This window comes from Clostridium sp. 2218st1_F5_2218SCRN_220325 (genome assembly GCF_039062665.1).
Taxonomy (GTDB): domain Bacteria; phylum Bacillota; class Clostridia; order Peptostreptococcales; family Peptostreptococcaceae; genus Intestinibacter.
On sequence record NZ_JBCLNH010000024.1, the window covers coordinates 24,084 to 44,426 of the forward strand.

The 20,343-nt window shown below is 29.8% G+C and carries 21 protein-coding genes; all 21 read left to right on the plus strand.

What is annotated here, in order from left to right; genetic code table 11:
• Window positions 1-313: 313 nt before the first annotated feature.
• A complete protein-coding gene (locus tag ABCM86_RS12755; RefSeq protein WP_295677157.1) occupies window positions 314-919 on the plus strand; it encodes a hypothetical protein in 606 nt (201 codons plus the stop codon).
• Window positions 920-1,050: 131 nt separating this feature from the next.
• Entirely contained in the window at window positions 1,051-1,770 is a 720-nt protein-coding gene (locus ABCM86_RS12760) for an endonuclease/exonuclease/phosphatase family protein (protein WP_295733544.1), read from the plus strand.
• Window positions 1,771-1,818: 48 nt separating this feature from the next.
• Complete coding sequence (locus ABCM86_RS12765; protein ID WP_195931787.1) at window positions 1,819-2,193, plus strand: VOC family protein; 375 nt, start codon at window positions 1,819-1,821, stop codon at window positions 2,191-2,193.
• Window positions 2,194-2,230: 37 nt separating this feature from the next.
• Entirely contained in the window at window positions 2,231-3,394 is a 1,164-nt protein-coding gene (locus ABCM86_RS12770) for an SH3 domain-containing protein (RefSeq protein WP_295677395.1), read from the plus strand.
• Window positions 3,395-3,464: 70 nt separating this feature from the next.
• Window positions 3,465-4,427: a hypothetical protein gene (locus tag ABCM86_RS12775; RefSeq protein WP_295677393.1), complete on the plus strand. Its 963-nt coding sequence runs from the start codon at window positions 3,465-3,467 to the stop codon at window positions 4,425-4,427.
• A 231-nt stretch (window positions 4,428-4,658) separates the two neighbouring features.
• Window positions 4,659-6,017: an electron transport complex subunit RsxC gene (rsxC, locus tag ABCM86_RS12780; protein ID WP_195931651.1), complete on the plus strand. Its 1,359-nt coding sequence runs from the start codon at window positions 4,659-4,661 to the stop codon at window positions 6,015-6,017.
• 19 nt (window positions 6,018-6,036) lie between these two features.
• Window positions 6,037-7,020 (plus strand): RnfABCDGE type electron transport complex subunit D, encoded by a 984-nt coding sequence (locus ABCM86_RS12785; protein WP_195931652.1) that lies wholly within the window; start codon window positions 6,037-6,039, stop codon window positions 7,018-7,020.
• Complete coding sequence (locus ABCM86_RS12790) at window positions 7,020-7,595, plus strand: RnfABCDGE type electron transport complex subunit G (RefSeq protein WP_195931653.1); 576 nt, start codon at window positions 7,020-7,022, stop codon at window positions 7,593-7,595. Before ABCM86_RS12785 ends, ABCM86_RS12790 begins: the two co-directional genes overlap by 1 nt.
• A gap of 19 nt (window positions 7,596-7,614) precedes the next feature.
• Window positions 7,615-8,208, plus strand: a complete 594-nt coding sequence (locus tag ABCM86_RS12795) for an electron transport complex subunit E (RefSeq protein WP_007286595.1) — start codon at window positions 7,615-7,617, stop codon at window positions 8,206-8,208.
• A gap of 19 nt (window positions 8,209-8,227) precedes the next feature.
• Complete coding sequence (rsxA, locus tag ABCM86_RS12800) at window positions 8,228-8,803, plus strand: electron transport complex subunit RsxA (RefSeq protein ID WP_343004108.1); 576 nt, start codon at window positions 8,228-8,230, stop codon at window positions 8,801-8,803.
• 19 nt (window positions 8,804-8,822) lie between these two features.
• Window positions 8,823-9,827, plus strand: a complete 1,005-nt coding sequence (locus ABCM86_RS12805) for an RnfABCDGE type electron transport complex subunit B (protein WP_195931655.1) — start codon at window positions 8,823-8,825, stop codon at window positions 9,825-9,827.
• Between the two features lie 313 nt (window positions 9,828-10,140).
• Complete coding sequence (locus tag ABCM86_RS12810; protein WP_195931207.1) at window positions 10,141-10,725, plus strand: Maf family protein; 585 nt, start codon at window positions 10,141-10,143, stop codon at window positions 10,723-10,725.
• A complete protein-coding gene (radC, locus tag ABCM86_RS12815; RefSeq protein WP_195931205.1) occupies window positions 10,722-11,429 on the plus strand; it encodes a DNA repair protein RadC in 708 nt (235 codons plus the stop codon). Before ABCM86_RS12810 ends, radC begins: the two co-directional genes overlap by 4 nt.
• Window positions 11,430-11,517: 88 nt before the next feature.
• A complete protein-coding gene (locus ABCM86_RS12820) occupies window positions 11,518-12,528 on the plus strand; it encodes a rod shape-determining protein (RefSeq protein ID WP_195931209.1) in 1,011 nt (336 codons plus the stop codon).
• A 9-nt stretch (window positions 12,529-12,537) separates the two neighbouring features.
• On the plus strand, window positions 12,538-13,422 hold the full coding sequence (gene mreC / locus ABCM86_RS12825; protein ID WP_195931204.1) for a rod shape-determining protein MreC: 885 nt from the start codon (window positions 12,538-12,540) through the stop codon (window positions 13,420-13,422).
• Between the two features lie 13 nt (window positions 13,423-13,435).
• Entirely contained in the window at window positions 13,436-13,918 is a 483-nt protein-coding gene (mreD, locus tag ABCM86_RS12830) for a rod shape-determining protein MreD (protein ID WP_295733547.1), read from the plus strand.
• Window positions 13,919-13,928: 10 nt separating this feature from the next.
• Window positions 13,929-16,997, plus strand: a complete 3,069-nt coding sequence (locus ABCM86_RS12835) for a penicillin-binding transpeptidase domain-containing protein (RefSeq protein ID WP_295762302.1) — start codon at window positions 13,929-13,931, stop codon at window positions 16,995-16,997.
• 63 nt (window positions 16,998-17,060) lie between these two features.
• Entirely contained in the window at window positions 17,061-17,744 is a 684-nt protein-coding gene (locus ABCM86_RS12840; protein WP_195931200.1) for a septum site-determining protein MinC, read from the plus strand.
• Window positions 17,745-17,771: 27 nt separating this feature from the next.
• Complete coding sequence (minD, locus tag ABCM86_RS12845; protein WP_195931198.1) at window positions 17,772-18,569, plus strand: septum site-determining protein MinD; 798 nt, start codon at window positions 17,772-17,774, stop codon at window positions 18,567-18,569.
• Window positions 18,570-18,582: 13 nt separating this feature from the next.
• Window positions 18,583-18,867, plus strand: a complete 285-nt coding sequence (gene minE / locus ABCM86_RS12850; RefSeq protein WP_195931196.1) for a cell division topological specificity factor MinE — start codon at window positions 18,583-18,585, stop codon at window positions 18,865-18,867.
• Between the two features lie 134 nt (window positions 18,868-19,001).
• On the plus strand, window positions 19,002-20,114 hold the full coding sequence (locus ABCM86_RS12855; protein ID WP_295571572.1) for an FtsW/RodA/SpoVE family cell cycle protein: 1,113 nt from the start codon (window positions 19,002-19,004) through the stop codon (window positions 20,112-20,114).
• Window positions 20,115-20,343 lie beyond the last annotated feature (229 nt).

The window sequence follows — 20,343 nt, forward strand, 5'->3', positions numbered from 1 at the left end:
TTTATAATTTGCTTTAATTAAGAATATATATTTTATAAAATAAGTCTTTATATAAAACTTAAAACAAATATATAAGACATAAAATATTATATATTGTAAAAAAAGACCTCTATTATTAAAATAGAGATCTTAAATGGGGGAGATTGAGTATATTTGATTTTACACTTATATTATTGGCATATTATAAAAAAATATACATACATTTAATATTTTTTTATAAAAATCATATAATTAAGTAAATATCTTAACAATATTTATGAACTCACATTTTATATTCCTATGAATATAATAAAATAAATGAGGTGGAGGTATCATGGAATCTAGAACATATAAAGATAATTTTAGAAATTTGATACTCGATATGGTACAAAAAGAATTTGATAATTATGTATCACAAAGGGGTGCAAAAAAATTTTTTGAAGCTAATGTAGATAGAGTAATAGATGAAAATATACAACGAGTTCAAACTAGAAAGAATAATGAAAATCTGTATTTAAGAGTACTAACTTATGGTTCATATCAAGAAAATATCGTATCAATAGCGAAACTTATTAAAAAACAAGAGTTTTTCAGATCTAAACAAGAAATTTATAATTTTGCAAAATATCTCAATCTAAATGTAAATAAAAAACTTTCTTATAATCAAATGTTAAGAATTATATCAAAATATATTTATGATAACAGAGATTTATATTCACATAAGTATATTATTTATAGAAAGTCTGATAAAGACTATATTGTAAATCCTGAAATAGTAAAGGAAGATTTAATTGAAAGTTATAAATCAAAAACAAGAGAAGAAATGAAGTCAATAGCAAAGCTTTTAGATGTTGAGATAGATGAAGATGAAGGAGCAGAAGATATAAGAAAAAAAATAATAAACAATATAATAAAGCAAAAACTTAAAAAAAATAAATAATAATAAATATAAATAAATATATAAAAATAATAAATAATAATATATATTAAGACGCTAAAAAGCGTCTTTAATTTTTAATAAAAAAGGATGTGATTAATATTAAATTAAGAAAAATTTTTCTTTTAATATTTATGTTCTTAATTTTTACTTATCTTGGCACTAGTCAAGAGAAAAATTTAGAAACGATAGAGATAAAAATTATTAGTTACAATATACATAGTGGTACTGATAAAAATATGGCGCCGACATTATTTGATACAATAAATTTTTTAAAAAAGAGCAATGCAGATATTATATGTCTGCAAGAAGTCAATGAGTCATCTAAAATTGGATTTCAAGTCAGCAGTTTAAAAGAAGAATTAAATATGAATCTACATTTTGGAGCAAATGTTGTTGCTAACAACACTAATTATGGATTGGCAACTTATTCAAAATATAAAATAATAGATGAAAAACATATTTACCTAAGTAGCACTAAGGAGCAGAGGGGATTTTTAGATACTACTATAAAAGTAAAAAATAAAAAAGTACATATAATAAATGTTCACCTAGGACTAAATGATAAAGAAAGAAAAAAACAAATAAAAGAATTAGAAGAATATTTAAGAAAACTAAAAAATAGCTACTTTATCATTTTAGGTGACTTTAACGAAGGAAATTTATCATTAAACAACGATATGATGATAGATGCAGCAGAACAATTAAATAAATCAAACATACTAACATTTTCTATTGGATTAGATAGAATCGATTATATGTTTGTCTCAAACAATATAAAAGTGGAGTCTTATGAAGTATTAATAAAAAATATGTCAGATCATTATCCAATAGTTGCTAAAATATTGATATAATTATGTTATAATAAATAAGAAATAGTTAACTTAATGAGGAGGTAATGTATGAATTTTACATTTTGTCACAATAATTTTAACGTATTAGATTTAGAAAAAAGTCTTAAATTTTATGAAGAAGCTTTAGGTCTTAAAGAAGCAAGAAGAAAAGTTGCAGATGATGGAAGTTTTATACTTGTATATTTATCTGATGGAAAGACAAATCACACTTTAGAACTTACATGGTTGAGAGATTGGGATAGACCATATAATTTAGGTGATAATGAATTCCACCTAGCTTTAGAAGTAGATGATTTTGATAAAGCATATGAACACCATAAAGAAATGGGATGCATTTGTTTTGAAAATAAAGCAATGGGAATATACTTCATAAGTGATCCAGATAATTATTGGATAGAAATATTACCAGCAAATAGAGGATAATAAAATTTAGTAATAAATAATACGGGGGAATAAGATTATGAATAAGGTATTAGTAGCGATAGGAGTAGGGGCTGTAGCTGTATCTTTAAATGTAAATAAATCTTATGCTGATTCTAATGCAACAGTCAATGTAAGCGCATTAAATATAAGAAGTGGCCCAGGGATAAATTATTCAAAAAAAGGAGTAGTTTATAAAGGGGCCTCTTTAAATATAATTGAAACAAATGGAGAATGGTCACATGTTACCTTAGATAATGGTGAAAAAGGATGGGTTTGTTCAAAATATATAAATAGCACTTCATCATCAAATAATATAGCAAATAATGTATCTGGACAAGTTAGTGTAACTGCTAGTTATGTAAATATTAGAATAGGAGCAGGAACTAATAACACTATAAAGACAGTCGTGCCCTATGGTACAAAGCTTACATTAATAAGTAAATCCAATGGGTGGTATAATGTAAAATTAGAAAACGGTACTACTGGATGGATAAGTGGAAAATACATATCTACCATAAGTAATAATCAAAACAGCAATCAAAGCAGCAATACATATAACAACTTTACTCCATGTAATGGAAAGGTTACAAGTTATGCAAATTTAAATGTAAGAAGTGGACCTGGTACAAATTATACTATAAAGACAAGACTTATTTATGGACAAGTAGTCAAATTAACTGAAAAATCCAATGGATGGTATAAAATTACCTTATCAAATGGTTCAGATGGATGGGTACATAGCGACTATATAAAAATAACTACAGAAGCTGTAAGTAAGCCGAGTGGTACAACTTTAAATAATAGTAACACATCATCAAATAATAGTAATAGATCTGCTGTTGTAAACTTAGCGTACTCATTGCTTGGAAAGCCGTATGTTTGGGGAGCTAATGGTCCAAATAGTTTTGATTGCTCAGGATTTACTAGATATGTATATCTACATGCAGAAGGTAAATCTATACCAAGAGTATCTTATGAACAAGCAAAAATAGGAACAGCAGTAGCAAGAGGAAATTATCTTCCAGGAGATTTACTATACTTTGCAACAACCGGTACAGGAAGAACGAGTCATGTAGGTATTTATGTTGGAAATAACACATTTATACATGCAAGTGGCAGTGCATCTAAACCAGACAAAGTCATTGTATCTAGCTTAAGTGGATATTATGGACGAGTATTACTAGGAGCTAGAAGATTTTAAATAAATATATTCATAAAAAGCAAACCCTTTAAATATAATTGTATAAATAATATTTAAGGGGGCTTAACTAATGAGTAATAAAAAGATATACAAAGGTTTAAATAAAAGACGAAGATTTCACCCTAGAAAATATATAACAATAATACTTTGTATGGCTTTAATAATCGGATATGGTTATAAGAAAATTAAGTTGGACGAAGTATTTAAAAATATCGATATATCTAAAAACGTATCTTCTTTAGTAAATAAATTATATTTTTGGCAAGACCCAGCATCTGAAATATTCAACTTAGCATCGACAAGTACTCAAAAAATAGACAACTCATCACAAAAAAATGTAACTGATAAATCTAATGAAGAAAAATCACAAAAAAGTTCAACAGCAGATAACTCATCAACAAATACAGAAGTAGCAGTAGTAGATGGAATTGATGTTTATCTAATACAAGTGGGATCTTTTGATAACAATAAAGACTTAAATAAAATTACAGCTAGATTAAAAGAAAATAAGATTCCAAATTCAAGTATAAAAATAGACGGCGCAAATAAAGTACAAGCATATATATCATTTAATGAAGATGATGTAAGAAATAATTTAGAAAAAACAAAGAAAATAGTAGATGATGCATTCTTGACAAAATTAGAAATACCGGTATTGTCTTTGGAATATACAGAAGAATATTCTTATATAAAAGATATTGCCGATAATTTGAACTCATTATTAAAAAATTATGAAGAGGAATCAAATTATTTAAATAAAAATAAAGATAATTTAGATAGTGGAGAATATAAAATAATACTTACAAAAAGAGAAAATATTTTAGATAAATTAGAAAATGAAGTAAATAAAATAAACTATAAAGAATTAGATAGCTTTAAGACTAATTTATTGTCTTATACTTCACAAATAAGAGATAATATTTCTAAGTATGGAGATAAAATTGATACAAAAAATGAATATAAATATGAGACTTTATTAATATCTTCAATACAAATGTATTATGAGTTTATAAACGAAATTAAAGCTGCTTAAAAGGTTGAATTTTTCAACCTTTTTTTGAATTAAAATTAAAATATATCATAAATAAAAATTTAAATAATTATATAAAATAAATATTATTTATGAGATACACTTTTTATATAATACTTAAAAAATGCTAATAATTGGGATAAATAATTAACAATTGTTAAATTTTAGCAATAAATATAGTATACTATATGTATAAAAACAATAAAAAATATAAAAAGACAGGGGGTAAATACAATGAGACTCTTAACATTTAAAGGAGGGATACATCCTCCATATAACAAAGAGTATACAAACAAAGTGGCTCTAGCAAAGGCCGAGGCTCCAAAGATTGTTTACATTCCTCTTCAACAACATATAGGTGCTCCAGCAAAACCTATAGTAGAAAAAGGTGATGAGGTTAAAAAAGGTCAAATGATAGGGCAAGCAGGTGGCTTCGTTTCGGCAAATGTTCACTCATCAGTTTCTGGTAAAGTTATAGACATAGCAATGCATGAAGTTCCAGGTGGAATGGGACAGTGTATTGTAATAGAAAATGACTTTAAAGAGGAACTTCATGAAAGCGTTAAACCACATGGAGATTTAAGTGATCTACAACCAAAAGAAATTATAAAAATTATACAAGATGCAGGTATTGTTGGTATGGGTGGTGCAACATTCCCAACACATGTAAAATTATCTCCACCACCAGATTCAAAAATAGACGTTATTATATTAAATGGTGCTGAATGTGAACCATACTTAACTGCTGACCACAGATTAATGGTTGAACATCCAGAAGATGTAGTATTTGGTATAAGAGCAGTTATGAAAGCATTAGATGTGCATAAAGGATATATCGGTATAGAAGTAAATAAACCAGATGCAATAGAAGCAGTTACTAAAGCGGCTGAAGGATATTCAGAAGTAGAAGTAGTTGGTTTAGAAATAAAATATCCACAAGGTGCAGAAAAACAACTTATATATGCATGTACAGGCGGAAGAGAAGTCCCATCAGGTGCATTACCAGCAGCTGCAGGAGCAGTAGTTACAAATGTTGGTACGGCAGCACAAATAGCCAAATCAATAAAAACAGGACTACCTTTAGTAGAAAGAATAACTACTATCACAGGAGATGCAATAAAAGAACCTAAAAACTTAATAACTAAAGTCGGGACACCAATATGTGAAATAATAGATCAATGTGGTGGATTTAAAGATGGTATAACAGTAGGTAAAGTTATATTAGGTGGGCCTATGATGGGTAACACTCAATATACTACTCAGGCTGCAAGTACAAAAGGTACTTCAGGTATATTATGTTTATCAGAAGAAAAAGCTAGATTACCTGAGCCAACAAATTGTTTAAGATGTGGTAGATGTACAGAAGTCTGTCCAGCATTTTTACAACCATTATATATAAGTGCCAACTCGCTTAAAGGTGATTTTGATAAAGCAGAAGAACATAGAGCACTTGATTGTATAGAATGTGGTTCATGTTCGTTTATATGTCCAGCTAGAAGACCTTTAGTTGAATCAATAAGAAATGCTAAACGTCAAATTCAAGCAAAACGTAGAAAAGCACAAGCACAAGCTCAAGCAAAAGCAGCAAAATAAATAACGGGGGGAAATAAACATGGAAAATAAGTTTATAGTGTCATCATCACCTCATATTAGAAGTAATGAAGATACTTCTTATATAATGAAACAAGTCATATTCGCTCTTGTACCAGCAGCACTTGCTGGATTGTGGTATTTTAGAGCAAGCGCATTATATGTTATGTTTTTCTGTATATTAGGGACAGTCGGTTCTGAATATATATGGGAAAAAATAACTAAACAAAAAAGTACTATTGGAGATTTTTCAGCAGTAGTAACAGGATTATTATTAGCATTTAACGTTCCAGCTTCACTTCCATGGTGGATGTGTCTATTAGGAGGAGTATTTGCAATAGTAGTTGTAAAAATGATGTTTGGTGGAATAGGTAACAACTTTGTCAACCCAGCTTTAGCAGCAAGAGCATTCTTACTTGCATCATTCCCAGTTCCAATGACTAAATGGACTCAAACAGGAGTTAACTGGGTAAGTACTACATCTGCAGCAGATGCAGTGACAACAGCAACTCCACTTAGCTTCTTAAAATCAGGGGCAGCAGGTCTACAAGGATTAGCAGACAATAATATATCTATGATGGATTTACTAGTAGGTAATATAGGTGGATGCGTTGGTGAAACATGTGCAATCTTATTATTACTAGGTGGTATTTATTTAATATATAAAGGAATTATAAGTTATATTATGCCGCTATGTTATCTAGCAACAATATTTATATTAACTTTCTTATTAGGTGGATTTAATATTCAATTTGCAGTAAGTGAAATATTAGCAGGTGGTGTTATGCTAGGTGGTTTCTTTATGTTAACTGACTATACAACATCTCCAATGACTAAAAAGGGACAAATTATATATGCAGTTCTTGCTGGTATAATATGTTCAGTAATTAGATTATATGGTGGATATCCAGAAGGATGTTCATATTCAATATTATTAGCAAACGTTATGACACCACTTATAGACAAGTACGTTAATAACAGAGTATTTGGGGAGGTGGCTAAATAATGGGCAAAGATATGTTTAAATTAGGACTAAACTTATTAATAATAAGTGCAATAGCGGCTTTATTATTAGCATTTACTAATAACGTAACAGCAGATACAATAGCAAAAAGAAATGAACAAGCAAATGCAGAAGCTAGAAAATTAGTTTTAGAATCTGCTCAAGATTTTGAAGAAGTAAAAGATGCAAAGACTGATAACTCTAAAGGAGTTAAAGTTTCAGAAATATATGAAGCAAAAGATGCATCTGGAAATACTGTAGGATATACTCTAAAAGTTTTACCATCTGGTTATGGTGGAACAATAGAATTAATGGTAGGTATCGATTCTGCTAATGGTCAAGTATCAGGTATAAATGTTGTAAGTAACTCAGAAACAGCAGGTCTTGGTGCTAAAGCAACTGACCCAGAATTTAGTGATCAATATAAAGGAAAACCACTTGAAGAACTTTCAGTTCTTAAAAATGGAACTCCTGGTGATACTGAAATAAAAGCAATATCTGGAGCTACTATAACTTCTACAGCAGTAACTAACGGTGTAGATGCAGCAATCGAAGTTTACAATAACTCTTTAAAATAATCGATAGGGGGATTTTAAGATGAATCTAGGAAAAGTTTTTAAAAATGGTATTATCGACGAGAATCCAACCTTTGTACAAGTAATAGGGATGTGTCCTACTTTAGCAGTTACAAGTGCAGCAATAAATGGATTAGGGATGGGCCTTTCAACAACAGTAGTTTTAGCTTGTTCAAATGTAGCGATATCATTACTTAGAAAAGTAATACCAGATAAAATAAGAATACCAGCGTTCGTAGTTGTTATAGCTACTTTCGTTACAATAGTACAAATGCTTTTAAAAGCATATATACCATCACTTGATAAAGCACTTGGATTATATATTCCGTTAATAGTTGTTAACTGTATAATACTTGCTCGTGCCGAAAGTTTTGCATCTAAAAATGGAGCTGTTGCTTCTGCAGTAGATGGTTTAGGTATGGGGCTTGGATTTACTTTAGCTCTTACAATATTAGGAGCAGTTAGAGAAATATTAGGAGCAGGTGCAATATTTGGAGTAAGCTTATTTGGAGCTTCTTATCAACCAGCTTTATTATTCATATTACCTCCAGGAGCATTCTTAACATTAGGAATCTTGATGGCAATATTTAATAAAGTTACAAAGAAAAGTGCTTAATTTTTAGGAGGGAAATATTATGAATTATATTCTTTTATTACTAAGCATTGTCCTTGTTAACAACGTTATAACATCACAATTCTTAGGTATATGTCCTTTCTTAGGTGTTTCTAAGAAAGTAGATACAGCATCAGGTATGGGAGCTGCGGTTACATTCGTTTTAGCCCTAGCTTCTTTAATAACATATTTTATACAAATGATATTAGTTAAAACAGGAACTGAATATTTACAAACTATAGCATTTATACTTGTTATAGCTTCAATAGTTCAGTTTGTTGAGATGGCACTTAAAAAAATGAGTCCATCTTTATATCAAGCATTAGGTGTTTATCTACCTCTTATAACTACAAACTGTGCAGTTTTAGGTATAGCACTTGTTAATGTTCAAAAAAACTACAATATATTAGAAACATTAATAAACGGTACTGGTGCAGGGTTAGGTTTTACATTAGCAATAGTTTTATTCGCAGGAATCAGAGAAAGATTAGAACTTGCAGATATTCCAGAAGCATTTCAAGGATTTCCTATAACATTAATATCTGCAGCATTAATGTCAATAGCTTTCTTAGGATTTACAGGATTAATAAAATTATAAAAACAGGGGGTGAAGTATTGTGGAAATATTAAAAGCAGTAATATTATTGGGAATCATGGGATTAATATTTGGTGCTGTATTAGCTTTTGCTGCACAAAAATTTGCAGTTGAAGTTGATGAAAGAGAAGCCAAAATACTTGAAGTACTTCCTGGAGCAAACTGTGGTGGTTGTGGATACCCAGGTTGTGGTGGTGTAGCAGCTGCAATAGTAAAAGGCGAAGCACCTGTCAATGCATGTCCGGTTGGTGGAGCAGCAGTAGCTGCAAAAATCGGTGAAATAATGGGCGTTGCAGCAGAAACAGGGGAAAGACAGGTTGCACATGTTATGTGTAAAGGTAGTTGTTCAAGTGCAGCAAACAAATATGAATATCAAGGGATACAAGATTGTAGAGCAGCAGCGGCATTAATTGGAGGAGCAAAATCATGTAGTTTTGGTTGTTTAGGACTTGGAACTTGTGTATCTGTCTGTGCATTTGGTGCATTATCAGTAGTTGATGGTGTTGCAGTAGTAGATGAAGAAAAATGTGTTCTTTGTGGAAAATGTATAGATATATGTCCAAAAGGATTAATAAAGAAAAAACCAGCTAAACAAGAAGTCGTAGTTGACTGTAGCTCTAAAGATAAAGGTAAAGATGTAAAAGATAAATGTAAGGCTGGATGTATAGGATGTAAAAAATGTGAAAAATCTTGTCCAGTTGGAGCAATAACAGTAGAAAACAACTTAGCTACAATAGATTATTCTAAATGTATAGGATGTAAAGTATGTGCAGAGGTTTGTCCAAAGAAAGTTATAGAAGCAGAATTATCAGACAGACGTAAAGTAACTATAGATGAAGAAAAATGTATAGGATGTACAGCATGTGCTAGAACTTGTCCATTTGGAGCTATAGAAGGAGAAAAGAAAAAACCACATAAAGTCGATGTTGAAAAATGCAAAGGATGCCATTTATGCATGAAAAAATGTAAAAAAGGCGCAATGCAATTAGTTGATGATAAGAAAGCATCAATTAAATTGGTTAATTAAAGATATTAAAATATAAAATGTGGATAGAATAAAGGTATAGATTTCTATACCTTTATTTTATTATGCATATAAATTGAATTTTTAAAGTACAATATAAATGTTCAGATTATAAAAATATCAATATAAATATTATTACAAAATCCTTAATAAAAATAAGAAATTTGTAATAATATTTAGTATTTATTTAAATAAAGTAAATTTTTTCTCGAAATATAAGATTTAAACAAGAAAACAGTATACATTAAGATTGAAATTTTTATAATATAGTGATAAACTTAATTAGTACAAAATTTGAGTACAAGAAGGTGAACAAATGAAAGTAATATTAGCATCAGCTTCACCGAGGAGAAAAGAGATTTTGCAAAATACTAAGCTTAATTTTGATATACAAAAAAGTGATATTGAAGAAGTGATTTTGGAAAATGAATCTCCAGAAGATATGGTAGTTAGACTTGCATATGAAAAAGCATTTGATGTAGCAAAGAGAAATACAGATAGATTAGTTATAGGAGCAGATACAATTGTAGCTTTAGATAACGAAGTTTTAGGTAAGCCAAAAGATCAAAATGAGGCATATCAAATGATAAAAAGACTATCTAATAAAACACATAAAGTTATAACAGGAATCAGTTTAATTAACTTGAAAGAAAATAAAATTATAAAAGATTATGTAGTTAGTTTCGTTACATTTAAAGATTTAAGTGAGGACTCTATTAAAGATTATATAAATACAAATGAATCTTTAGACAAAGCAGGTGCATATGGAATACAGGGATATGGAGCTTTATTAGTTAAAAATATACAAGGTGATTATTTTAATATAGTTGGACTCCCTATTTCAAGACTTAGCGATTTACTAAAGAATCACTTTGATATAAATCTATTTTATGGAGGATGATTCATCTGCAAGATACTTTAGGTAAAGGTCTAAACATAAAAAATATGTTAATAGAAGAAAGACCGAGAGAAAAGATGCTGACAAAAGGTGTGAAATCATTAACTGATGCAGAATTGTTAGCTATTATAATTAGAACTGGAAATAAAAAATATAATGCTATAGAGCTTTCTAACCAAATATTTAAGGAAAAATTAATAAATATTAGAGATTTATATGATATAAGTATAGAAGAGCTATGTAGTATAGACGGTATTGGACTTACAAAAGCAAGCCAAATAAAGGCAGCTATAGAATTAGGTGTAAGAGCATCCAGTTATAAGCCGCCTAAATATAAAATAAATCAGCCTTGGGATATCTATAAATATTATATGGATATATTTAGATATGAATCACAGGAAATATTTAAAATAGTACTTTTAAATACAAAAAATGAAATAATAACAGATGTAGATATTTCGATTGGAACCTTAAATTCATCTTTAGTGCATCCAAGAGAAGTTTTTAGAGCGGCGATAAGAAGAAGCAGCAATAAGATTATACTCATACATAATCACCCATCAGGATGTCCCACACCATCTATAGAAGACAAAGTTGTTACAAATAGACTTGTCAAATGTGGAGAAATAATAGGCATTGAGGTAATAGACCATATAATTATAGGTGATGGATTGTATTTTAGTTTTAAAGAAAATATGTTGATTTGATATAGTGTAAGATTGAAGGGAGCGTTTAAAAATGGCAAGTGAAAAGAAACAAAAAAAACAAAAAGGATCTTTATTCGGATTCGGAAAAATGACAAAAGATATGGGAATAGACTTAGGTACTGCTAATACTTTAGTATACATTAAAGGTCAAGGTATAGTACTTAGAGAACCATCAGTTGTTGCAATAAGAGATGACAGCAAAGATGTTTTAGCAGTTGGTGAAGAAGCAAAAAGAATGATAGGTAGAACACCAGGAAACATAAAAGCAATAAGACCGATGAAAGATGGTGTTATTGCTGATTTTGATATAACACAATCAATGTTAACTTACTTCATACAAAAATCTGCAGCTAAAAAAGGTGTAGTTAGTGCGAGAATAGCTATATGTGTACCATATGGTGTTACTGAAGTAGAGAAAAAAGCAATCGAAGAGGCTGCACAACAAGCAGGAGCTAAAGAAGTATTCTTAATAGAAGAACCTATGGCAGCTGCAATAGGAGCAGGTCTTAGAGTCGAAGAGCCAGAAGGAAACATGGTAGTTGATATCGGTGGTGGTACTTCTGAAATAGCTGTAATCTCATTAGGTGGAATAGATACTGCTGAATCTATAAGAATAGGTGGTAACAAATTAGATGAAGCTATAGTTAATTACGTTAAAAAAGAATACAACCTATTAATAGGTGAAAGAACTGCTGAAGATGTTAAAATAAACATAGGTTCAGCATACAAAGATGGAGAAGAAGTAACTTCTCAAATAAGCGGTAGAGATTTAGTAACAGGGCTTCCTAAGAAAATTGATATATCTTCTTCAGAGATAAGAGATGCATTAAAAGATCCTATCAATACTATAGTTAACGGAATAAAAATAACTCTAGAAAAAACAAAACCAGAGCTTGCTGCTGACCTTATGGAAAACGGAATAATGTTAACAGGAGGGGGAGCTTTATTAAAAGGACTTGATTTATTAGTAAAAGAAGAAACTGGTATGCCAGTATTTATAGCTGAATATCCACTTGATTGTGTAGCTATAGGAACTGGAAAATCAGTAGAAGATCAAGAAATATTTGAGAAAGTTCTAGTAGCAAACAAAAGAAGATAGAAGCTGGTGATGAGTTTGAAAAGAGACAAAAATAAACGTAAAATAAATTTTAAAGTGATAGCAACTGGTGTAGTTGCTATCACTTTAATTGGAATTGTGGGCATATCGATTGGATCAAATTCAGGAAAGAGTCCCTTTAACTCAAACATAATATTAAATGTATCATCTACATTAGAAAATGGTGTAAGTAAAGGGGTACAATTCTTTACGGGTGGATTTTCTGATATTTTAAACTTTAAATCTAATGCTAAAAAAGTAACAAAATTAGAAGAAGAAAACGAAGAACTAAAAAAACAAATAACAGAATTAAAAGGTGAGTTAGAAGATACTAGCTCATTAGAACAACTAAAAAAATCACTTAAATTCGTAGATGAAAAATATATTGCAAACCAAGTATCAGCAAAAGTTGTAAGTAAAAATGACGGTCTTTGGTACACATCTATGGTAGTAAGTGCAGGGAGTGAAGATGGAGTTAAAGAAAATAGTTTAGTTATGAATGGCTATGGTTTAGTCGGAATAGTAACTGAAGTATCATCAAATTATTCAAAAGTAATTACTCTATTAGACACAACATCATCAGTTAGTTTTAAATTATCTAGAGATTCTAATTGCAAGGGAATTATTACAACTGGGACAGGTATAAAAAACGAAGAAGTAAATAGAAATAAAGGTCTCCTACAAGGTTATATGCTTGATTCAGATTATGATGTACTTCCAGGAGATAGTGTAGTTACATCTGGACTTGGTTTATATCCAAAAGATATCGTTATAGGAGAAGTTACTAAGGTTACAGAAGATAAGAGTAAATCTTTAAAATATGTAGTAGTTAAACCTAACGTAAACTTCAAAAGTATCGACAATGTAGTAATAGTAGAACCAAGAAATATGAATTAGAGAGGTAACTATTATGAAAAAAGTATTACTTTGTATATTGGGTTTTTTTATAATAATACTTCAAAATAGTATTATTAATTATTTATCTGTTTTTGGAATGACTATAAATATAGTTTTAATATATTTGGTTATAATTTCACTTTATTTAGACGAACTAGAAAGTGGAATTATAGGAGCTATTTTAGGACTTATACTAGATTCTAGTGTAGGTGGTATTTTTGGAGCAAATGCATTAATATTTTTTGCAATAGCATATATGGTAAGTTATATAAAAGACAAAGTATATAAAGAAAGCCCTATAATGATATTTACTATTATTTTAGGAACAACATTTATATATTGCGGAATTAGTTTTTTACTTGCGAGAGTACTGTATAATGTGTGTACATTTACATCAATTATAAAAATATTAATAGTTCCAATTTTAAATAGTTTAGTGGGAATATTAGTATACAAAATATTTAAAAAACCAATATTAAGACTAGAAGAAGAATAGTGGTGATTTAATGGAAGAAAATAAAATTATTGAGAGATTTAAAGCTATAAAAATCTTCTTGTTATGCGCCTTTGGAGTAATCATATTAAAAATGTTATACATGAATACAGTACAACATGAATACTATACAAATCTTGCAGATAATAAAACTTATAAACAAGTTACAATAAAAGCTGCAAGAGGAGAGATTAGAGATAGATACGGAAGGCTTTTAGCAGGAAATACAAATTCCTTTGTAGTTGAGGTATCAAGTGACCAATTAACTGCTAAAGGAAATGATCCTAACGCTGTTGCTTTAAAAATAATAAATAAATTAATAGAAAACGGCGAAGATTATGAAGATGATTTCCCTATTACAATAAGTAAAAATGGAAACTTTTCTTATACATATGATAAAAATGTAAGAGAATATAAAGAAAAGAATAATATCCCATCAAACCTTAATGCAAAAGAAACATTCTACTATCTAGTAGATAGTCTTATTGAAGATGGAACATTAAAAAAATCAGATAGGGATTTAGAACCAGCTGAACTTCAAAAAAAGCTTAATAATAATGGATATTATCCTCCTATATTAGTTAAGAGTTTTGAGTTTACAGATATTAAAAATAAAAACGACTGGCTAAAGAGTTTTGTCAAAAAACTAGATGATGGAACAAAGCTAGAAGTCAAAAGTACAGATAGTGCAAAGGTTGCATTCCAAAAAATAAGACAATACTATGGAATTGATGAGAGTTTAAGTGATCAAGATGCAAGAAAAATACTTGTTGTAAGAAATCTTATAAAATCTCAAGGATATAGAACTTATTACCCAATTACATTAGCATCAAATGTATCAGAAGAGACAGTAGCTTTTGTAGAGGAAAATACAACTAATATGCCAGGAATATCAATATCTAACGAACCTATTAGACATTATCCAAATGGAGCATTAGCATCACATGTACTTGGATATGTAGGTAAAATACCATCTACACAATTAGATGATTATTTAAATAATAAAGAAAAATCATATAAATCAGATGATATTGTAGGTCTTACAGGAATTGAGGCAACTCAAGAAGACCACCTAAAAGGTATCGACGGATATAAAAAAGTTAAAGTAAATGCAACTGGTAAGATAACAGATGAATTAGAAGTTAAAGAGCCTGTATCAGGAGATACGGTATACTTAACACTAGATATGGATTTACAAAAAGTTGCTGAAGAAGGTTTAGAAAAAACGATACAAGTTGCAAATAACGGTGGAGTTTATAAAAGTGAATATGGAGATGTAGCTACAAGTGGTGGAGCTAAAAATGCTAAAACAGGAGCTATCATCGCTGTAGATGTAAAAACAGGTGAAGTATTAGCATCTGCTAGTTATCCTGATTACGACCCGAATTTATTCGTAACAGGTATATCATCAAAAGATTATGAAAAGCTACAACCTGAAAATCCAAACGATACACTAGCGGCGAGTCCACTTCTAAATTTAGTAGCACAAGGTGTATTCCAGCCAGGTTCAACATTCAAAATGATAACTGGTATGGCTGCATTAGAAAATGGATTGGATCCAAATTATACTATAAATGACCCAGGTGTTATAAAATTAAATGGACAGACTTTCGCAGATGCCGTTTGGAATAAATCAAAGAGTAACCATGGGGCAGTAAATTTATATAAAGCATTACAGGAATCTTGTAACGTATACTTCGGTATAGTAGGTACAGGAACTAACTGGCTAGGTGGAAAAGACCCAGGTGCAGATGTTAATTCCGAAACGATACTAGAATATGCGAAATTATTTGGTTTAGATGAACATACAGGTCTTGAAGACGAAATAACTGAAGTAGTCGGAAAAGTACCTAGTGAAGAAGATAAAGTAAATTCAACTAAAATCTCACTTAGATCTTATTTAAATCTAAATATAATCGATAGTTTTACTGATATCGATGAAAATGACGATGAAGAAATGGATAAAAGAATAGATGAGATTGTAAGTTGGATAGATGAAGATCCTACTCCAGGTAGGGGTGAAGTTATGTCTAGATTAGCTAAATTAAATGTAAAAGAAGATAGAATAGAAGACTTAACTGACTCTATACTATTTACATACTTAAAATTTGCTAGATGGACATTATCAGACAACTTAAACTTAGCTATAGGACAAGGTGAAAATGCATATACACCATCTCAAGTAGTAAGATATGTAATGGCTATTGCAAATGGAGGATATTTAACAGATCTGACTTTAACTAAAAAAATTGTAAATAGCGACTATGAAATAACTTATGAAAATGAAGTAGTATCTAAAAAAATTGACTTTAAAAATAGTGACAATTTAAAAGAATTAACAAAAGGTATGAAATTAGTTACAAGCCAAGGTACTGCTGCTAAATACTTCGTAAACTTCCCTATAGAAGTAGCAGCAAAGAGTGGTACGGCGGAGAGAAAAGATAAAATACCTACAGCTGACGAATATAACTACTTAATGGATCATTTATCTAGTTATGGCGTTGAAGAAAAAGAAGTCTTAAAAGTTTATAAACAATTAAGAAAAGATAGGGAAGCAGAATTAACTAAAAATAAAATCAAAGAAATTAAAGAACAATTAAAAGACAAAGATTTAGATGAAGAGACAAGAGCAGAGTTAGAAAAAGAATTAAAAGATGGAGTTAATGAAAAATTAGCTGATACAGATAAAATAAATGCCGCTTATTTAAGAAGAGCTATAAAGAAAGTAAATCCTTCTATTACAGATGATGATATAGATAAGTATAAAGAAACATATGGAGATTTTGCTTGGGCAGTAGCATTTGCACCAGCAGATGACCCAGAAATAGCCGTAGCAGCAGTAATACCTCAAGGTACTACAAGTACTTATGCTTTCTTACCAATAAAAGACGTAATAGGATATTACTTATTAGGTTCATCTAATAACCAAACAGATAGTTCGAGTCAAAAGAATAACTCAAATAAAAATGATTCAGATAGTGACTCTACATCTGACAATAAAAATTCTGACTCTGAAGAAAACATAAGCGACAGTACAGGTAGTGACAACAAACTAAATTTTAATGTTCAAATAAAAAAATAAAAAGGTGATTAATATATTTATGAAGAATATAGTAAATAAATTGATATCACTCTGGAGGTTGTTATGTCTTTAAAAGAAGTTTCAGCCAGTGAACTTGTTGAATTTAAAGGCAATAAAAAAGGTATAATTATAAATATAAAAAGAGTAGCCCCTTTTGATGTTGTGAAAGATTCAATAATTAACAGGTTAGAAGAATATGTAGGATTTTTTAATGGAGCCAAAATCTGTGAAATTAATTGTGATTACTTAAGTGATATTCAAATAATAATGATAAAAGAAGAACTTACATCTAGGTTTGATATAGAATTTACGGAAGATGAAGAGAAAAAACAATTAGGATTATTTGACACTAAATATGTGGAGAGCTTAAGATCTGGAGAAATAGTAGTATACGATGGTGATATAGTTGTCATGAAAGATATGAATCCGGGTTCACAATTAACTTCTATAAGAGATATAGTTATTATGGGTAATATAAGTGCTGGAGCGAGAGCTATAGCAGCAGGAAACATAACCGTTATGGGTAAAGTTGAAGGATTTGTTCATGCAGGTGCCAATGGAAATGATAGAGCATATATAGTTGGTAACTGTCTATGTCCAAAAATTTTACAAATTGCCGATAATATAGCTGAGGCGCCTGATGATGATGAAAGTAACAAGGAAATTAAAGAAATCAGCCCGGAGATAGCCTTTGTAAGTGAAGGACGAATAGTAATAGAGAGTTACTTACCTAAAAATGTAAAATAAAGAAGGAAATCTATAGGGGGTAGAAAAATGAGTGAAGTTATAGTTATAACATCAGGTAAAGGTGGAGTCGGAAAAACGACTACAGTTGCCAACTTAGGTACAGCATTAAGCTTTCAAAATAAAAAAACAGTAGTAGTAGATGCTGATATAGGACTTAGAAATTTAGACGTAGTTATGGGTCTTGAAAATAGAATAGTATACGATATAGTAGATGTTGTTGAAGGTACTTGTAAATTAAAACAAGCTTTAATAAAAGATAAAAGATTTGAAAACTTATATCTATTGCCAGCAGCTCAAACAAGAGATAAAAATGCATTAACAGAAGAACAAATGGCAGAGCTATGTGAAAGGCTTAGAGAATCTTTTGATTATATAATAATTGACTGTCCTGCTGGGATAGAGCAAGGATTTAAAAATGCAGTGGCTGGAGCAGATAGGGCTATAGTAGTAACTAATCCTGAAGTTTCAGCAGTAAGAGATGCAGATAGAATAATAGGTTTATTACAAGCTAATGAAATCAATAATATTCAACTTATAATAAATAGAATAAGACAAGACATGGTTAAACGTGGAGATATGATGGACAAGCAAGATATAGTTGAAATATTATCGATAGATTTAATCGGTATGGTTCCAGATGATGAAAGTATAATTATCTCAACTAATAAAGGTGAACCTGCTATTTTAGATGAAAGATCATTAGCTGGTAAGGCTTATAGAAATATAGCTGATAGAATCTTAGGTCATGATGTTCCAATTATGGAACTTCAAACTCAAGATGGGTTCTTCAGTAAACTTAAAAAGATGTTTGGAGCAGCCAAATAGATAGGAGGATATTATGTTCGATTTTTTTAGGCCATTCAATAATAATTCGCAGACAAGTAAGAATGTGGCAAAGGAAAGACTAAAATTAGTATTAGTACATGATAGAATAGATTGTTCTCCACAATTATTAGAAGCTATAAAAGATGATATATTAAAGGTTATATCTAGTTATGCAGAAATAGATGAAGAAGGTTTAGAAATAAAAATGTCTAAGACGAGAAGCGAAACAGATGATAAACCAGTATCAGCCTTAGTTGCAAATATACCACTTAAAAATATAAAAGAGAGAAAAATTTAAATTTATAATACGAGGGGGAAAACCTACCTTTTAAAAGAATTTAAATAGAGATTTTCTTTATGGGGATATACGCAAGTATATCCCTTTAAACATTAAATTTGTTTTTGAGAGTATATTAGAAAGATGGTGAGAAATTGATAGATTATAAAAATACTATAAAGCTTATAAAGAAAATAGATTGGAAACTAATTTTACTAGTAATGGTCATATTTGCTTATGGTTTAGTAATACTAAGTAGTGCTACACATGCAAATCAAACGGGACAATATAAAAGGTTAATAGTACAGAGTTTAGCGTTTGGAATAGGCTCTGTTATTATAATATTTATTTTAATGATAGACTACAATGTAATGGGCAAATACTACAAAGAGCTTTATATTGTTAGTATAGCTTTATTGACATTAGTTTTAATATTTGGAGACAGTAGAGGTGGAGCAAAATCTACTTTCAACTTAGGTATACTTGATTTACAAGTAATCGAAGTAGTAAAAATAACTTTTATACTGAGTTATGCCAAAATAGTAGAGACATACAGAGGAAAATTAAACTCTTTAAAAGAAATTTTCGATGTTGTATTATATGCAATACCAGTTATCGGTCTTATAATAGTTGAACCAGACTTAGGTGGAGCTATTATATTCTGTTGTATAGTATTCGGGATGATATTCTCAGCAGGTATAGACAAAAAAATACTTATAAAAGCTGGGACAATTGTTTTAATATTATTGCCTATAATGTATATGTGTATGGACCAATACCAAAAAAATAGAATCTTAGGTTTTATGGATCCAGAAGATACATCTATAGAAGGAAACTACCAGCTTATGCAGTCGATGATAGCAATAGGCTCTGGTGGAATGACTGGTAAGGGGCTATACAATGGTACTCAAAATCAAGAAGACTTCTTACCTATACAAGATAGTGACTTCATATTTGCAGTAGGAGTTGAAGAATTAGGTGTAATAGGAGGAACTGTATTAGTTGTTTTATACGCTATGTTCCTGCTTAGAATGATAAAAATTGCACGAGAGGCAAAAGATGTTTATGGGTCCTTTATAGTAATTGGAGTCGTATGCATGTTTTCATACCAGATAATACAAAATATAGGGATGACGATGGGATTAATTCCAGTAACAGGGGTAACACTGTCGTTTATAAGTTATGGTGGTAGTGCCGTTATGACATCCTTGGCGATTATAGGAATAGTCTTGAATGTTGGTATGAGACGTAAAAAGATTAATTTCTAATAAACAGTAAAATAGAATTCAATAAATATATGTCTAGAAATCTATGGAAATAAAATATAATTTCCATAGATTTTTTTATTGGAAATTATACATATTTTAAATTATAAATGAAGATGATTTTTGTAGATAAATTTTAAAATAATTAATCTAGTTAAAAGTATTTAGAATAAAAAACTTTTATTTAAAAGATAAAAAATGAATATTATATATAAGAAGATAAATAGTATAC

Coding starts and splice junctions, on each gene's coding strand:
- rsxA (WP_343004108.1), top strand. CDS start 8,228: ATGAATTATATTCTTTTATTACTAAGCATTGTCCTTGTTAACAACGTT.
- ABCM86_RS12835 (WP_295762302.1), top strand. CDS start 13,929: ATGGAAGAAAATAAAATTATTGAGAGATTTAAAGCTATAAAAATCTTC.
- ABCM86_RS12820 (WP_195931209.1), top strand. CDS start 11,518: ATGACAAAAGATATGGGAATAGACTTAGGTACTGCTAATACTTTAGTA.
- minE (WP_195931196.1), top strand. CDS start 18,583: ATGTTCGATTTTTTTAGGCCATTCAATAATAATTCGCAGACAAGTAAG.
- ABCM86_RS12785 (WP_195931652.1), top strand. CDS start 6,037: ATGGAAAATAAGTTTATAGTGTCATCATCACCTCATATTAGAAGTAAT.
- ABCM86_RS12775 (WP_295677393.1), top strand. CDS start 3,465: ATGAGTAATAAAAAGATATACAAAGGTTTAAATAAAAGACGAAGATTT.
- mreC (WP_195931204.1), top strand. CDS start 12,538: ATGAGTTTGAAAAGAGACAAAAATAAACGTAAAATAAATTTTAAAGTG.
- mreD (WP_295733547.1), top strand. CDS start 13,436: ATGAAAAAAGTATTACTTTGTATATTGGGTTTTTTTATAATAATACTT.
- ABCM86_RS12765 (WP_195931787.1), top strand. CDS start 1,819: ATGAATTTTACATTTTGTCACAATAATTTTAACGTATTAGATTTAGAA.
- ABCM86_RS12795 (WP_007286595.1), top strand. CDS start 7,615: ATGAATCTAGGAAAAGTTTTTAAAAATGGTATTATCGACGAGAATCCA.
- ABCM86_RS12810 (WP_195931207.1), top strand. CDS start 10,141: ATGAAAGTAATATTAGCATCAGCTTCACCGAGGAGAAAAGAGATTTTG.
- ABCM86_RS12790 (WP_195931653.1), top strand. CDS start 7,020: ATGGGCAAAGATATGTTTAAATTAGGACTAAACTTATTAATAATAAGT.
- ABCM86_RS12760 (WP_295733544.1), top strand. CDS start 1,051: ATGTTCTTAATTTTTACTTATCTTGGCACTAGTCAAGAGAAAAATTTA.
- radC (WP_195931205.1), top strand. CDS start 10,722: ATGATTCATCTGCAAGATACTTTAGGTAAAGGTCTAAACATAAAAAAT.
- minD (WP_195931198.1), top strand. CDS start 17,772: ATGAGTGAAGTTATAGTTATAACATCAGGTAAAGGTGGAGTCGGAAAA.
- ABCM86_RS12755 (WP_295677157.1), top strand. CDS start 314: ATGGAATCTAGAACATATAAAGATAATTTTAGAAATTTGATACTCGAT.
- ABCM86_RS12770 (WP_295677395.1), top strand. CDS start 2,231: ATGAATAAGGTATTAGTAGCGATAGGAGTAGGGGCTGTAGCTGTATCT.
- rsxC (WP_195931651.1), top strand. CDS start 4,659: ATGAGACTCTTAACATTTAAAGGAGGGATACATCCTCCATATAACAAA.
- ABCM86_RS12840 (WP_195931200.1), top strand. CDS start 17,061: ATGTCTTTAAAAGAAGTTTCAGCCAGTGAACTTGTTGAATTTAAAGGC.